The organism is Chlorogloeopsis fritschii PCC 6912, assembly GCF_000317285.1.
In the GTDB taxonomy this organism is placed as follows: Bacteria; Cyanobacteriota; Cyanobacteriia; order Cyanobacteriales; family Nostocaceae; genus Chlorogloeopsis; species Chlorogloeopsis fritschii.
Genome location: NZ_AJLN01000066.1, coordinates 12,729 through 29,494 on the forward strand (window position 1 = coordinate 12,729; position 16,766 = coordinate 29,494).

The 16,766-nt window shown below is 41.6% G+C and carries 13 protein-coding genes; 11 read left to right on the forward strand and 2 right to left on the reverse strand.

What is annotated here, in order from left to right:
* From UYC_RS0111340 to UYC_RS0111350, 3 genes are all read left to right on the forward strand, one after another.
* On the forward strand, window positions 1–876 hold the full coding sequence (locus UYC_RS0111340; RefSeq protein WP_016878867.1) for a polyphosphate kinase 2 family protein: 876 nt from the start codon (window positions 1–3) through the stop codon (window positions 874–876).
* Window positions 877–1,228: 352 nt separating this feature from the next.
* Complete coding sequence (locus tag UYC_RS0111345; RefSeq protein ID WP_026087746.1) at window positions 1,229–1,423, forward strand: DUF2949 domain-containing protein; 195 nt, start codon at window positions 1,229–1,231, stop codon at window positions 1,421–1,423.
* A gap of 12 nt (window positions 1,424–1,435) precedes the next feature.
* On the forward strand, window positions 1,436–2,500 hold the full coding sequence (locus UYC_RS0111350) for an ATP-dependent 6-phosphofructokinase (protein ID WP_016878865.1): 1,065 nt from the start codon (window positions 1,436–1,438) through the stop codon (window positions 2,498–2,500).
* A gap of 312 nt (window positions 2,501–2,812) precedes the next feature.
* Here the strand turns inward: UYC_RS0111350 and UYC_RS0111355 are convergent, their stop codons facing one another.
* Both UYC_RS0111355 and UYC_RS0111360 read right to left on the reverse strand, forming a co-directional pair.
* A complete protein-coding gene (locus UYC_RS0111355; protein ID WP_016878864.1) occupies window positions 2,813–3,832 on the reverse strand; it encodes a S66 peptidase family protein in 1,020 nt (339 codons plus the stop codon).
* 157 nt (window positions 3,833–3,989) lie between these two features.
* Window positions 3,990–4,880, reverse strand: a complete 891-nt coding sequence (locus UYC_RS0111360; RefSeq protein ID WP_235083184.1) for a GNAT family N-acetyltransferase — start codon at window positions 4,878–4,880, stop codon at window positions 3,990–3,992.
* Window positions 4,881–5,180: 300 nt separating this feature from the next.
* On the opposite strand from UYC_RS0111360, the gene UYC_RS0111365 reads away from it, so the two are divergent.
* The 8 genes from UYC_RS0111365 (at window position 5,181) to UYC_RS0111400 (ending at window position 16,641) form a co-directional block, all read left to right on the forward strand.
* Window positions 5,181–5,546: a Lin0512 family protein gene (locus UYC_RS0111365; RefSeq protein WP_016878862.1), complete on the forward strand. Its 366-nt coding sequence runs from the start codon at window positions 5,181–5,183 to the stop codon at window positions 5,544–5,546.
* A 100-nt stretch (window positions 5,547–5,646) separates the two neighbouring features.
* Window positions 5,647–6,387, forward strand: coding sequence for a DUF3598 family protein (locus tag UYC_RS0111370; RefSeq protein WP_016878861.1), 741 nt, complete (start codon window positions 5,647–5,649; stop codon window positions 6,385–6,387).
* A 174-nt stretch (window positions 6,388–6,561) separates the two neighbouring features.
* On the forward strand, window positions 6,562–8,061 hold the full coding sequence (locus UYC_RS0111375) for an FAD-dependent oxidoreductase (RefSeq protein WP_016878860.1): 1,500 nt from the start codon (window positions 6,562–6,564) through the stop codon (window positions 8,059–8,061).
* A gap of 72 nt (window positions 8,062–8,133) precedes the next feature.
* A complete protein-coding gene (locus tag UYC_RS0111380) occupies window positions 8,134–8,520 on the forward strand; it encodes a nuclear transport factor 2 family protein (RefSeq protein ID WP_016878859.1) in 387 nt (128 codons plus the stop codon).
* 91 nt (window positions 8,521–8,611) lie between these two features.
* A complete protein-coding gene (locus UYC_RS0111385; RefSeq protein ID WP_016878858.1) occupies window positions 8,612–8,950 on the forward strand; it encodes a hypothetical protein in 339 nt (112 codons plus the stop codon).
* Between the two features lie 98 nt (window positions 8,951–9,048).
* On the forward strand, window positions 9,049–9,813 hold the full coding sequence (locus tag UYC_RS0111390) for a phosphonate ABC transporter ATP-binding protein (protein ID WP_016878857.1): 765 nt from the start codon (window positions 9,049–9,051) through the stop codon (window positions 9,811–9,813).
* A 52-nt stretch (window positions 9,814–9,865) separates the two neighbouring features.
* The gene (locus tag UYC_RS0111395; protein ID WP_016878856.1) at window positions 9,866–11,494 is read left to right on the forward strand and encodes a PhnE/PtxC family ABC transporter permease; all 1,629 of its coding nucleotides are present in this window, start codon (window positions 9,866–9,868) and stop codon (window positions 11,492–11,494) included.
* Between the two features lie 173 nt (window positions 11,495–11,667).
* Entirely contained in the window at window positions 11,668–16,641 is a 4,974-nt protein-coding gene (locus tag UYC_RS0111400; protein WP_016878855.1) for a PAS domain S-box protein, read from the forward strand.
* Window positions 16,642–16,766 lie beyond the last annotated feature (125 nt).

Consider the following 16,766-nt stretch of genomic DNA (forward strand, 5'->3'; position numbering starts at 1 on the left):
ATGAATGACATCAACCACAACCATTTAATAGTTAAACCTGGTTCTAAGATTTTATTAACAGATTATGACTCTAAATATACGGGCAATTTCCAAAGTAAGGTTGATGCACAAGGCAAATTAGAAGCAGGCGTTCAGCAACTGAGAAAATATCAAGATGTTCTGTATGCTCAAAATACTTATGCTTTGTTAATTATATTTCAGGCAATGGATGCTGCTGGTAAAGATAGCACGATTAAGCACGTGATGTCTGGCGTTAATCCGCAAGGCTGTCAGGTATTCAGCTTTAAAGCACCCAGTGCGGAAGAGTTAGATCATGATTATTTGTGGCGATCGGCTAAATCCTTGCCGGAAAGAGGACGCATTGGAATTTTCAACCGTTCATACTATGAAGAAGTCTTAGTAGTTCGCGTTCATCCAGAACTCTTACAAAAGCAACAATTACCCGATTCACTTAAGGGAAATGATATCTGGAAGCAGCGATTTGAGGAAATTAATAATTTTGAAAAATATCTGGTAAATAATGGCATTGTCATTCTTAAATTCTTTCTAAATGTTTCTAAAACAGAACAGAAAAAACGCTTTTTAGACAGAATTGAATTACCAGAAAAAAATTGGAAGTTTTCCATAAATGATGTGCAAGAACGCGCTCATTGGGATGATTATATGTCAGTTTATGAAGATGTTTTTAATCACACCAGCACAGCTTGGGCACCTTGGTATATTATTCCTGCCGATCGCAAATGGTTTATGCGTCTTGCTGTCTCTGAAATTATCTGCTCAAAATTAAAAGAACTTAATCTAAAATATCCAACGGTAAGTGAGGAACATAAACAGCAACTTTTACAGGCAAAAGCAATATTAGAACGTGAAGACTAACTAGAGAGTGAAAAAAAGATAAAAATTTTAAAATTCACCTCTGTTGTGATAGTGATATTATTATGCCTATTCATTAACTAAAACACTGCCAATCCAGATAGAGTGCTACTTTTTAACCATAAGTATTCATCCTGAAGCTACAATAGCAGAGCTTTGTGTTAACTAGGGTAAGCAAAAAGAAGTGCTCAACTGGATTGAACATTGTTTGCTCAAAGCTATACAGAAGCCCGTACTTGACCACAGGTTATGTATGGCTGATTTTGCAAGCCAAGCTTAATCTCATCAAATCCTCACAAGTTCCTCAGGTTTATAACTTAATCTCATGAATATTGCCGAAGGAGAAGTGGCAAGTATGGAAGCAAGTAAACTTGCAAAATTCCTCAGTTTTTTGCAAGAAGATTTAGCAATTCCAGCAGACGATCTGCAATTAGCATTGCGGCATCCTGAGCAAAATCCGAATTTGTTACCTATAATTCTGTGGCAATATGGGCTGGTAACGTTGAACCAGCTAGATCTGATTTTTGACTGGTTACAGGGGAATGGTTGAGGTTAAGCCACAATGAAAACAAAAAAACGTCTTGGCATTCTTACCAGTGGCGGCGACTGCCCCGGATTGAACACAGCAATTAGAGCAGTTGTCAGCCATGCCACCCTTTCTTATGATTGGGAAGTGGTGGGCATTCCCTATGCCACGACGGGACTTTTGGAGGGAAAAACAGTTCCTCTGTCGATGCATGGTTTAGATTTGCACGGTATTGACACTCTACTGTGCATAGGCGGAACGATTCTCGGCAGTATCAATAAAGGAGACACCCTCACTCATATTGATGAAATTCTAGCTGGATATCAGGCTTTAGAATTGGATGCCTTGATTGGTATTGGCGGAGACGGTAGTTTAGCAATTCTCAAAGAGCTACAATCCAAAGGCGATTGGCAGTTCATCGCCATTCCGAAAACTATCGATCATGATGTAGCACTGACAGAAAGAGTAGTTGGATTTGATACAGCAGTTAATACAATTGTTGATGCTCTAAATCGTTTGACTTTTACTGCTGCTAGTCACGATCGCGTTATGATTGTAGAGGTAATGGGACGTACAGCCGGACATCTAGCGCTACAGGCAGGAATTGCAGGTGGAGCGGATATCATCCTAATTCCGGAAATTTCTTACTCAATCCAAGGAATTTGCCAACATTTAGCAGAATTACGCGATCGCAACTGGCGTCGATTTGCAATTGTTGTCGTAGCAGAAGGCATTGGCATCGCAGAAGATTCATCTTTGCAACCAGCTTGTGAAAAACCGAGTTGCGGGATGGGGCAGTATATCGCTGATGAAATCCGGCGTTGCAGCACTTATCCCATTGATGTTCGAGTTTCAGTATTAGGGCATATCCAGCGCGGGGGTATTCCCTCAGCTAGCGATCGCTTGATAGCCACAGCCTTTGGTAAAGCTGCTGTAGATTTGGTTGTTAGCGGGCACACTGGTTTAATGGTATCCTGGCAAAATGGGAGAGTAGTGCCAGTTTCTTTAGATTTAGTTTTAGCGAAAAGTCCTTTACTGGTAGATCCCAATAGTTTTTTAGTAGAAACTGCTCGCTGTTTGGGTGTTTATGTGGGGAAATGAAGGCAGAGGGCAGAGGAGTAGAGGAGCTTCAGGAGCACCAGGGGCAGTAGCCGCTACGCGTCTACTTACGCTGTCGTGCAAGAGCGTAGGTAGGAAAGACAATGGTTTTAGTCCTCTTGAGAGGACTTTTACTATTAGCCATAGGTTTCTAACCTATGGCGGTTTATTGATATGGTGCAACATATCAATAAAATAAGCAGAAATCACAGGAGCCAGAGGCGCCAGTTTTCGTTACCAGGTTCAACCTGGTAACGAGGGTTTCTCCGCGTCTCCCTGTCCCGGTGTCAGCCTCAACCCGTCAATTAAGTTACCTCACCGAACCGCAGTTTCTAGCATTCGTAGTGTTCCATTCTCGGCATCTATTTCCACATCAACACCTACAGGTACAGTAAATTTATCTTTAATGTGACCAATCATCGAACCGTACCAAGCAGGAATACCCAAAGGTTGAATGTGATCCTTTAATACTTGGGCTAAAGTCAGCGATGGTTGATCGCCAAGACTGCAATTAGTGCATTTTCCAAATACAAAACCAACTATTTGGTTGAAAATACCCGCATTTTTTAACTGAGTGAGCATTCGATCGACGCGGTAGATATCCTCGCCTATTTCTTCCACAAATAAGATGCTATCCTGCCATGAGGGAAGATAAGAAGATCCTAGCATTGCCGAGAGTACCGACAAATTACCACCAACTAATTTACCCTTAGCCTTTCCCGGAGTAATGATTTTGCGGCCAATTTCAGTCGTGAGCGTATTTGTCATTGTCACAACTTCCGCATTAAAAAGGATGCGCTTGACGTAATCTACGCTAAACTCATTCCAAGTAGATGTAGCAACAGGCCCGTGAAAAGTAATTAGCCCACTGCGAGCATAAATTGCTAACAATAGGGAAGTAATATCGCTGTAACCCATAAAAATTTTTGGATGGGAGCGAATTAAGGAATAGTTAATTAAGGGTAAAATTCGATTGCAACCCCAACCACCGCGCATAGTAATAATGGCTTTGACCGAGCGATCGCCAAACATAGCATTAACATCAGTAGCGCGGTCAATATCTTTACCTGCTAAATAACCGTAGCTATCTAAAATATGTACCCCTAGCTTTACTTTTAATCCTAAAGTCAATAATGCTTTTTTCGCTACTTCGATGTCTTGTGGTTCAATAATACCAGCAGGACTAATTAATCCTACCGTGTCACCTACCTTTAAACGTGGCGGCTTAATAATGGTATTTGAATATAATTTGGCTTGGACAGGAAGTACAGGAATTTGAGAAGATAAGCCAGCTAAACCCAAGAATTTGACAAATTTTCGACGCTTGATGGTCATGGCAAAAGTGTGGTATCATTTGGAACCTGTATCCAATGCTAGGAAAAAAAGCAGAAGGTAAAGGGTAAAAGCAAAAACCTTCCTGTTACTTTTACCTTCTACCTTTTACTTTTGTGCTCTATAAAAACTGCGATCGCTACTATCAAATTTTCACTCATCAACAACGAGCGGAACGGGGTATCATGAACTTCTCTGCATCTAAGGGGAAAGCGCCGCGAACCATCAAAAAAGAATCGCCGTCAAGTAAGTGAGGAAGTGCTTGTACATCCACATCTAAGCATTCCGGACAAAAATAAATTTCAACTTCGTCAATCGGTTGTGGTATTCGTTTGAGAATAGCTGCCAAAGTACATATTTGTGTTCCTACCACATCGAAAAGCTTGAGCTTGTTACCTTCTATCTCCATTACCGCAACCAAATCCAAATCTTGGAAATAATACAGAGGATTGTTTCCTTCCTGGAAGCAAAATATCGCTTTCTCTTTGACTATCCCTAAAATATTAGAAACTGGCTGGCGTATTTCCAAAAGTCTGTGTAGCAATTTTATATCCTTGCGATCACTGGTATTGAGCAATCGAAAGCCATCTATGCCACCCTTTGAATCACACTTACTTGTAACTGTAAAAATATGTTCTTTGATAAAGCGAAAGCCGAAAGGTTTATATAATTCAGGTTGAGCTGTAGTCAATACCAAAATTTGATAGTGGCGATCGCAGTAGATAAGTACCTCTTCCATCACTTCCCGGTAGTAGCCACGCCGTCGAAATTCTGGATGGGTACACACAGCATGAATTCCCCCTACAACTATATCTTGTCCCATCAGTCGCATGGGAATCTCCAGAACTCCCACATGGGTAACAGCTAAGTCATTGTGGAAGCGGATAAATGGGGTAGAAGCATCTTCCCAAGCTGCGCCCAACTTCCGGATACGTGTTGCTGCATCTCTAATTCCAGGGAAAATCATCTCTAGCAGGTTAAATAGATTATGGCTTAATGTCGGATCTTCAGAAAATGACCGCCGGAAGCGATACTGATTTATAGTTCCCATGCTCAACCAAAACGAAATTCTAATTTTTATACTACATATGCTACACAATCATTTCTGATCAAGAGGTTAATTCACAAATTGCACAAGTTCCAACAACCTGGAGGCAAAGCCTCGAAACCCTCGTTACCAGGTTCAACCTGGTAACGAGAAATCCCTGTACCCTGTCACCTATCTCCTATCACCTGTCACCTATTCCCTATCTTCAATTCGATATCGGTTAATAGTTCCGGAAATTTAGTAGGCTGTGTAGAGAAAAACCTGCGCGAGCGATCGCAAATCAAAAAGCTTAAAGAGGTAAAAATGGCGCGTAAACGCTTAATTATCGAGATGGGGATGGGAGTGGATCAACACGGGCAAGAGCCAACAGTAGCAGCAGCAAGGGCAGTAAGAAATGCAATCGCAAACAATGCTTTGCCTGGTGTTTGGGAAGTAGCTGGCTTGAGCGATCCAAATCAAATGATTGTGGAGGTGGAAGTTGCAGTACCATACCCGGAGCAAGTACGAAAAGAAGAAGTACTTGCTGTCCTTCCGTTTGGGCGTAAATCTTTAAATGTGAAATTTGGGGGAATGGTTGTGCAAGGAAGAGCAATTGCAGGGCTTAATGATAAAAATGACGAAATGTTGATAGCTGTCGCTGCGGTGACAGTTTTGGTTGAGAATGAGTGACTGAAACAGTGAGTGTAAGACTCAGCCAAAAAATGCCGATTCATTCCTGAAGTGTTTCATAGAGAACAAGAAACAGAAGTTAATCAGGAGTATAAAAACTATGGAAGCACAGCTAGAAAATTGGGATAATTTTTGTCGGCACCATGCCAATAATGATTGGTATGGTACTTGGACAAGATACGATTCAGATGGACAAATTATAGAGAGTTTTCACTGTATTAGAAGTTTTAAAATTAGTCCAGATGGTAGTGAGATTTATCACCAAAATCACTATACATATGCAGATGGGAAAAAAGAGACAAAGACATTTGGCCCTTATCATAAACCAATTACCAGAGCTTTATTTTTAGATAACAGTTTTTCTTGGGGTTCTACCGAAATAGAAATTGGTTCCAATTTTGGCTTTGAAACAGGTTTTAGATATGAAGATAGGCGCGCAAGTGTAGCGAGTTTATATGACAGTGCTGGTAGTCTAGAAAAGATTGTAGTTATCCCCGAAACTTTAACAAATTTTCCAGAAAAGCCAAATTCTCCGTTGTCTGAAAAAGATATTCCCAACAATTGGAGAGGAACAGGTAAAACCATGACACCTGATTGGATAGTCTCGCCTGCTAGCGAAACATCATGGCATAGATTAGAAAATATTGGTTCTGATTACCTAATTTTACATTTTTCAGATGGAATTTCTATTAGTTGTCCGCGTAATATTCACCTTGGCAAAGATTTATTTGTGTCAGTAGATTGGCAGATTAATTCTAATTTATTGCAACGTGGGATTCGGAATTATGATGCTTCTGGTTTTACAAATTTTAAACTGGAAACATTCAACCTTGCTGTCTGAGCGTGAGTGGATTGAGCATTTAAATTTTGCAATTTAGTCCAGGGCGATCGCACTCACATCTGCTACCATTCATTTCAGCTTCATCTCTGGGGAAGATATGAGTTAAAAAAATAGCTGCTATGGTTCAATTGTTAAGCTTATGGCGAAAGAAAACAGCTAACACCAGCATAAACTATGAATACTGAAAATTCATTTGCAGCCAGCGAAACTAACTACTCTCAATGTAACGTATTGATTGTAGGAGGAGGGCCCGCAGGACTTGCTACTGCATTAATGCTAGCCAAACGTGGTTGGAAAAATATTACAGTTTTGGAAAAACGCCCTACTGCTGGCTATTATGAACCAGATAAATCATTCAGTTATCAAATTGATGGACGCGGTCAAAAATTTACAGATTATTTGGAATTAACCCATCAACTATCAACAATTAGCGTTCCAAGTACGGAGTTTTATTTAACAACAATAAAACCAGATGGTAGCCGCAAAACCTTTAAATTACCCATCGTAGATCCAAAACGCAAAACTGCCTACTGGCTACCGAGAAGAGCATTTCTGCTTTTGTTATACCAAGAAATTGAACGGGATTGGCAAGACAGTATCACAGTACTTTTTAACACAAGCTGCCTCCAAATCAATAAGATAGCTATAAATAACGCAGAAGAAAAACTTGAAATTGTTGTCAAAGGAGAAAATGGCAATATTGTAAAATTTGCACCCAATCTTTTGGTTGGTTGTGATGGTCTTAATTCCATTGTCCGCCATACTCTAAAAGAGTGGGATAAATCTGGATCGGATAAATTTGAAATGAAGCTTTTTCCTTCGCCCAGTTCTGGCTTGAAATATAAAGTTTTAAGCTTACCGCCAAATTTACCTCTCGATCGCAAAGGTGAGGAACACGCCGTATCTACAATGGCTTATGCTATTCGTGGGGCTTTTAAAGGGCGCACGCGTTCTGTGTCTCTTGGTTTATTGCCGCTTAAAAACCCGGATGAACCTCGAACTGCAAATATCATTACATACCCAGACCACGAAATCTGGGAATTAAAAAATAGTGAGGAGTTGTACAACTTTTTAGAGCCAGCCTTCCCCCAATTGCCCATACGTCAAATAGTGTCACCTCAAGAAGCAGATAGATTTGCCAAAAGTGAAGGTGGTTCTTTTCCCATTCCCCAATACTGTTCTGGGTTGCACTTCTTATTAAAAGCCAATCAATCTTGTGCAACTGGGATAGTACTTTTAGGAGATGCCATCCATTGCTTTCCTCCAGATATTGGACAAGGGGTAAATTCGGCATTAGAAGATGTATGTGTCCTTAACGAGGCACTTTCCAGAAGTAATGATGATATTTCCCTGGCTCTGCCTTTATACGAATCTTTACGGTTGCCTGATGTTAAAGCTTTGGTACGTCTTGCTCAAACTGCTTTTCCGTGGCAATATAACCAAGATCCTTTGCGCAGAAACTTGTGGAGTGTCAACTTTTTTCTCCGGCTTTTACTCAGTCGGTTACTACCTTTCATATTTAGTTCTCCAGCTTTCCTTCTTATCCAAAACCAGCAACTTTCTTACCAGCAAATCTGGGCTATGGTTCAACGTACAACCCAAATCTTGTATTTACTTGGTTTAATATTTATTGTTGGCTATTTAGCTGTAGTGTTGAAAGTAGCTGAGATTTGATGATTGCCTGTAAAAACATTAGTAATTCGTGACAAAATAAGAGTTAGTCCAAGAATAAAAGAAACTAACACGATGATAAAAGAAACAATAGAAAGCGTTGTTTCTAGCTACTTTGCCAACATTGCTGCTATGAACGCTGAAGGTTGGGTAGAAAATTTTGCAGAAGATGCTGTTAGTCACGATCCAGTAGGAGAGCCACCGACAAAAGTTCATGAGGGGTTTCGTGCGTTTATCGGGCAATTGCAAGCAGTCTTTGAGAAACTAGAACCCACTACAGAGCATATTTTTGTTGCAGGCAATGAAGCAGCCGTAATGTGGACAATGCAGGGCATCAGCAAGAGTAACAAGTCAGTGACATTTGAGGGAATTACAATCTTTGAGATGAATGAGGCTGGCAAAATTCAGAGCACTCGTGCTTACTGGAATCCAGCAGCGATGGTAGCACAACTGCGCTCTTAAGGAGCGACTGTGCGGTAAACTAGAGGCATAGGGGTGGAAGTCTCTGACAGTAAGCCTGAATCAATGACTAATCTTCACCACTCCAGTAACGATGTCTCAAGAGAATAACGAAGCGATCCAAATTCAAGAAATCTACAAACTCAAGCCAGTACACTTTGCTGATTTAATCAGAGCTGTACAATTGATTTTCGATCCAGCTAGAGGAATGTCTGGTATTTATAGAGAAGTCGATTGGAAAGACTTTGGCATTCCCGATGATGTGACGGAAAATTTGAAAGCTCTTGGCAAAGAATATCGATATGCATCTCCTCACATCCCTCCAGAAATTATTTGGAGTAAATTAACTCCACAAGCACGTGTTTGGTTTCTAGAAAATAAAGACGATTTGTGGCAGTTTGAGGAATTTTTTCCGGCTCTAGATGAAGATTAACTACTGATTTATCAATTAAAATCTTCTTGACCTTTGTGTTTTTTGCACCTACCCTAACGGTAAGCCACTTTGTGTCTATGTGGTGCAAATATTTGACTATGAACTTACCTGCACCAATTTTTGAACTCAAAAACGTCACCCAAAAATTTCATCAATTTCCATGTCTAACTGATATTAACTTGCAAATTTACCCTGGTGAAAGAGTTGCTCTTGTTGGTTCTAGTGGTGCAGGCAAAAGTACCTTAATTAGCTTACTCAACGGTACACTACAACCTAGCCAAGGGGAAGTATGGGTATTAGGCCACAATTTGGCACGCACGCGTTCTAAGTTACTTCGGCAAGTACAACGACAAATTGGTACAATTTATCAGCAATTTCATCTAGTAGATAACCTACGAGTAGTTCATAATATTAATGCTGGCAATTTAGGGCGATGGTCATTTTTGAAAGCAGCTATTTCCTTGATTCATCCTTTAGAACTGGAGACAGCAGCTAAAGTATTGATGCAGGTAGGAATTCCAGAAAAACTGTACGAACGCACCGATCGCCTGTCTGGAGGGCAGCGACAACGAGTAGCGATCGCCCGTGTTTTGGTACAAAATCCTGCCGCTATCCTCGCCGATGAACCGATCTCTAGTCTCGATCCAGAGCGCAGTCGAGAGATAATAAATTTATTATGCGATTTAAGCCAACAAACAGGCAAAACATTGATTAGCAGCCTGCACGCAATTGAGTATGCCCGAAATCATTTCCAGCGAATTATTGGTTTGCGTCACGGTAGGATTTTGTTTGATGCGCCTGCTGAGGAAGTATCAATGACGATGGTGGAAGATTTGTATAGAATTGAACCACAGAGACGCTGAGAACACAGAGGAAGAGATGGGGAGAAAGGATAATTGCAAGAAAGGAAGAATAGTGTTTTTCCCCTTTCCCTTCTTTTTTGGGTGCTTGGTGTTGTTGGTGCTGATAGTTTGGTCATTACAGGTAGCTGGTATATTTCAAGGAGATTTAATTAATGAAGGTGGTTGGAGTCTAGTCTTTCGTTTTCTGGTGGCTGCACTCTCCCCTGAAATCAGTCCAGATTTTCTACTGCTAACTTTAGACGCAACGCTTAAAACCCTCGCCTATGCGGTTTGCGGCACATTTTTTAGCGTCGCGATTGGGTTTGTGGCTGGTGTTTTATCATCTCAAGTGTGGTGGAAATCTCTAGGTAAAGTCTACAAAACCCCTTGGTTAGCAATCCGGGCAACTTTAGCAATACCAAGAGCAATTCACGAACTGATTTGGGGATTGTTTTTCATCAATATTTTTGGACTCGATCCACTCGTGGCGGTGTTGGCGATCGCTATTCCTTTTGGTGCAATGACTGCTAAAGTGTTTTCCGAAATTCTAGATGAAACACCCCGCGAACCATTATTAGCGCTACTAAATAATGGTGTGCCTCCACTCAGTGCTTTTGTCTATACCCTGATTCCCCAAGCGTTGCCCAATCTCATTTCTTACATTTTTTATCGGTTGGAGTGTTCCATTCGTTCGGCGGCAGTTTTAGGTATTATTGGTGCTGGAGGGCTAGGTTATCAAATTTTCTTGAGTCTTCAATCACTGCGATATGAGCAAGTGTGGACTTTGATGTTTGCATTGCTATTTTTGAGTGGTTGTACTGATTTTTTGAGTGGGTTGTTGCGCCAGCATTTAAAATTACCAAACCGCTCCCCTACTTTCTCACAACGCCCTACCCCAGAGGTAGCTCCTAGCTCCCATTTCTCTACTCTGTCGCTGTTATGTGCAGTTATCCTATTAGTATTTTCCTTTTGGTATATCAAAGCCGATTTCACGAAATTCTGGGAACCACGCACAGCCGAACGTTTAGTAAGAGTAATCCAAGATGTCTTTCCGCCACAATGGATTGATTTGCATCAATTGTTGGCTCTGTCTGCTCAAACTCTTGCCATGTCTATCTTGGCAATGGTTGGTGCAGCAGTGGGTGGTATTTTGCTTTCCTTCCCAGCAGCGAGGAGAAATTTGGAGGCAAGCAGACAATTCTCAATAGACAATCTCATATCTAAAATCCGAATTGGTATTACCCGCTTTTTATTGCTTGTCGCCCGTGCTGTACCGGAACCAATTTGGGCATTAATATTTTTATTTGTGTTATTTCCAGGGATTTTACCTGGTGCGATCGCTCTGGCTCTCCACAATTTGGGTATTATTGGCAGATTGATGGCAGAAGTTGTAGAAAATCTAGATCGGCGTCCATTACTTTCTTTAAAAGCTTTAGGTGGAAGTAATTCCCAAGTTTTTCTTTACGGTGTTTTACCTGCAACTTTTCCTCACTTCCTCGCTTACATTCTCTACCGTTGGGAAGTCTGCATTCGGGCTACAGTTATTGTCGGGTTAGTGGGTGCTGGTGGTTTAGGACGTTTGCTGACAGAACAATTGAGCAGTTTTGATTATAAAGGTCTATTGACAACTTTGATAGTTTTGATTGGTCTTACCTTTGTGATCGACTTGATCAGTGGAAATCTCAGAGAAGCTCTTCGCTAAATTATCATAATTTCTCCATTGGAGCATGGTAACATTCTCTTGAAAAATTCAAAACATCAAATCCCCAATTACAAAAATATTTTTGCTCGCGCTGAAGACTAGTATTTGAGAATAAGACTGTAATAATTTTATCCGCAATACCTTTAAAAAAGGATACTATGTCGGACTTAGGGATGCCACCTGATCGTGAAAAAGTAGGGATGGGTTTTGATAGGGAGGAAGTTTCAACCAATCTGCAACCGCAGGAAGCCTTGTGCGCTCGTTCGGAAAGTACCAAACCAAAAGAAAATATACTAGTTGTTGACGATAACCCTGACGATTTAGATTTTCTCATCCAAATCTTGTCTAAACATGGGTATCAAGTGCAACTGGTTCCGAGCGGTAAACTGGCTTTAATAGCTGTCGAGTCAACGCTACCCGACTTGATTTTGCTGGACATCATGATGCCGGAAATGGATGGCTTCGAGGTGTGTTCCCAGCTAAAAGCATCTGCCCAAACCAAGGATATTCCGATTATCTTTCTCAGTGTCTTACATAAAACCTTCGATAAAGTTAAAGCCTTTTCCCTCGGTGCAGCAGACTATATTACTAAGCCATTTCAGCCAGAAGAAGTTTTAGCTCGTGTCGAAAATCAACTACGCATCCAGAGACTAACAAAACAACTAGTAGAGGAAATCAAAGAGCGCAACATTGCCCAAGAGCAGCTCAAAAACAAGGAGAAGCACTATCGCAGACTATTTGAGGGCAGTGTTGATGGCATAGTGCTCACCGATATGCAAGGGAGAATTATTGATTGCAATGCTAGCTATCAAAAGATGTTGGGATATTCTCCAGAGGAACTCAAGCTATTGAGCTTTTGGGATCTCACACCGATCCAATGGCACTGTTGGGAAGCCGAAATCGTTGAGCAACAAATTATTGAACGGGGATACTCTGATACTTACGAGAAGGAATATATCCGCAAGGATGGCACGATCTTCCCAGTTGAGTTAACAGTTTATTGTCAGAAAAATGATTGCGGACAACCGGAGATCATGTGGGCAAATGTACGAGATATTAGCGATGCCTCACGGCAAGCCGCTACGCGTCTACGCAAGCAAGCACAACAAGCACTAGAGCAAAGCATAATCAAGAATCGCGCCCTTCTCGACGCCATCCCCGATATGGTTTTTCGCTGTCATGTTGATGGAACTTATCTAGAGTTCAAACCCGCGAAAGATCTAAAACCCTTTGTGCCGCCTAGTAAGTTTCTAGGCAAAAAAATTCAAAAGATATTGCCAGATCAAGTGGCACAGAAAATACTGCAAGCTCAACAACAAGCTATATTGTTGGGAGAAACCCAAATTTTAGAATATCAGCTACCTATTGATGGGCGGCTTCACGATTATGAAGTTCGCATCGTCGCCTGTGGTAGTCATGAAAACATCCTTTTTGTACGCGATATCACTGAACGAAAGTTGACTGAAGCCGCTCTTGCCAAGAGCGAACAGAAATATCGCAATTTAGTTGAGACATCGCAGAACATAATTATGTCGTGCGATCGCCAGGGAGCAATAACATTCGTCAACCAAGCTGTCAAACAGATTTATGGTTACGATCCCAAAGAAATGATCGGGCATCCATTTACTGATTTTCTCCCACCTGAAATAGCTGCTAAAGATTTAGAAGTTTTCCAACAACTGTTGAATGGAACACCAGTCAATTTATATGAGACTACCCATCGAGCCAAAGATGGCAGACTGATTCACCTGTTGTTTAACGCGATCGCACTTTTTGATGAGCAAGGACAAGTTATTGGTACAACGGGAACAGCTAGTGATATCACTGCTCGCAAACAGACAGAGGAAGAATTACAACAAGCTTACAAAAAATTAGAAGAATACAACGCCGAGCTACAAGCCACGAATCAAGAATTGCAATGTATGCTGGAGGAGCTACAGTTTTTTGAATTAGAGCGGCAACAGCAGTATCACCAGTTAATAATCGAACAAAAGCGCTATGAGGATTTATTTAACTTTGCACCCGATGGATACCTGACAACAGATGCAACGGGGATCATTCAAGAAGCAAATCATGCGATCGCAGCATACCTGTCTGTAGATTTGAAATTTTTAGCTGGCAAACCTTTAGCTAATTTTATTTCAGAGGGTGATCGGCGGGCGTTTCGTACTCAATTAAACCAGCTATTATCGCTTCAACAAAAGCAAACCTGGGAACTGAAACTGCAACCTATAAACGGTGAGCCTTTTGCGGTTGAAATGACAGTTGCTCCTGTTTGTGGCTCCTCTAATCAACTCATTTCTCTACGCTGGCTAATCCGAGATATTACTGAACGCAAACAAGCCGAGGCTGCTCTTAGAGAAAGTGAGGAGCGATTTCGTCAAATTGCGGAAAATATCCACCAATTTTTCTTTGTTCTATCTGCCGATTCAGGAGAGTATCTTTACCTCAGCCCTGCCTATGAGAAAATTTGGGGACAAAGTTGTGAAAGTCTCTATCAAAATCCCAAGTCTTGGCTGGAGTTTGTACATCCGGATGATCGCCAACTTGTTTTGCATTCTCTCTATCAAAAGAATGAAGGCAAGCGCGTCCAGCGAGAATATCGGATTATTAGAGACGATGGAACAACTCGCTGGATTTTTGCCGAAGTGTTTCCAATTCTCGCTCAATCGGGAGAACTTTTACGCTACGTAGGATTAGCAGAAGATATTACGGAGCGCAAAAGCACAGAAGAATCCCTGCGAGAAAGCGAACACTTTTTACGCAGCATCTATGAAGGCATTGAAGCGGCAGTGTTTATAGTGGATGTCTTAGAAGATGGCAGGTTTCGTTATGTGGGCATCAACCCCGCCAATGAGCGAATGTCTGGACTTTTATCAACAGAGATTGCTGGTAGAACTCCTGAACAAGTTTTGTCACCAGAAGATGCACAAGCTGTTATTGATCGTTATCGTACTTGTGTAGCAGCCAGAAAACCCATTACTTATGAAGAATCTTTGGTAATTCAGGGAAAAGAAACCTGGTGGATTACTAACTTAGCTCCGCTTCAGAGCGAAGATGGGCAAATTTATCGTCTGATTGGTACTTCCTTCAACATAACTGTTCGCAAGCAACTGGAACATTTCTTGCGATCGCAGGCACAACAGGAACGCTTGCTTGGCACCATTACTCAACACATCCGTCAGTCGCTCAATCTGGAAGAAATTCTGGCAACAACTGTAATTGAAGTACAGCAGACTCTCCAAGCGGATAGAGCCTTGATTTTCCAGTTGAATCAGGATGGATCGGGACAGATCATTCAAGAAGCCGTTATTCCTGATTATCCCGTCACAAATCAGATGCGTTGGCTTGATGAGTGTTTCCCAGATGAATGCTATGAGTACTATTGCCAGGGAAATGCTCGGATTGTGCCTGATGTGGCAAAGGATGATTGGGGAGCGTGTTTGGTTGAGTTTATGCAAGAAGTTGGCGTCAAGTCTAAAGTAGTTGCGCCGATTGTCCAATCCTTTGAAGGTTCCTCAAATAAAGTTTGGGGATTGCTCATTGTTCATGCCTGCTCCCACTACCGCCAGTGGCAAGCATCTGAGGTAGAGTTTTTGCAACAGCTTTGCAACCAACTAGCGATCGCCATTCATCAGGCAAACCTGTATCATCAATTGCAAATTGAACTAGTTGAACGCAAACACACTGAAAAAGCTTTGCAAGCCGCACAGGAGAGTTTAACTATCGCCATCGAAGCCGCACAAATGGGAACGTGGCATTTGGATATTACTAAAGATTTTGCCTCAAAGCGATCGCTGCGCCATGACCAAATTTTTGGTTACGACACACTGCAAAGTGAATGGGGACAGAAAATTGCTAGACGCCACGTTGTGGAAGAAGATCGCGAAATTTTTGATGCGGCGTTTGTTCGGGCGATGGAAACCGGCAAACTCGATTTCGAGGTACGTATTCAATGGCCAGATGGTAGTATTCACTGGATGGCGGCTCGCGGGCGTTTCTATTTTGACGACAACGGAAAGCCCGTATACGGTGGGGGCGTAAACTTTGACATCACAGATCGCAAACAGACAGAGTTGGCACTGCGCGAAAGTGAAGAGCGATTTCGCAGAGCCTTTGATGATGCTGCTATTGGGATGGCAATGGTTGCAATTGATGGCAGCTTTATTACGGTTAATCGTTCGCTGTGCGAAATTTTAGGCTACTCAGAAGCGGAATTTTTAGCACTGACATTTCAAGATATTACTCATGCGGATGATCTACACAAGGCTCTCGATTATCGACAGCGCCTCCTAGTTGGAGAAACTCGCACCTACCAAACACAAAAGCGATACATTCACAAACTCGGACATGAAGTTTGGATTTTGTTGAGTTCATCGCTAGTCAGAGAGCGGGACGGAAAACCACTTTACTTTATTAATCAATATCAGGATATCAGCGATCGCCAGCAAATTTCTCGCATGAAAAATGAATTTATTTCCATCGTCAGTCACGAACTGCGTACTCCATTAACAGCTATTCGTGGCTCTTTGGGTATTTTAGAAACCGGAGTTTTAAAAGATGAACCCCAACAAGCCAAAGAATTACTCCAAATTGCTCTCAAAAACAGCAACCGCTTAATGCGTCTTGTTAACGATATCCTCGATCTAGAACGCCTGGAGTCGGGTAAAGTCCGACTGATTATGCAAGAATGCGAGATTGGTGATTTAATTAAACAGGCAACTGAAACAGTGCAAGCGATCGCAGACGAAGCCAATATCACCCTCTGTGCCACATTCCCCAAAATTCAAATCTGGGCAGCACCCGATGCGATCACCCAAACCCTAATTAATTTGTTAGGTAACGCCATCAAGTTCTCACCCGTTGGTAGTAGTGTGTGGTTAAGTGCAGAATTATTTCCTGATCATGTTCTGTTCTTTGTGAGAGATAATGGACGCGGTATTCCGTCTGACAAACTCAAAACTATTTTCGGACGATTTCAGCAAGTAGATGCTTCTGATTCTCGTCAAAAAGGGGGAACAGGGTTGGGATTAGCAATCTGTAAAACCATCATTCGGCAACATGGTGGAAAAATTTGGGTAGAGAGCGTATTGGGTGAAGGAAGCACGTTTTATTTTACATTGCCGTTCGCGCAACCTGATACTTGAGTGAATAACCCTAAAAATAAATTTAGTTGAAAAGAAATTTGATATTTTTTAATAGTCAGAATCAAGTTTTGTCAAGCAAAAGTATACTGGAGACAAAAACGATTGAAGGCAGACTCGTACCTCCG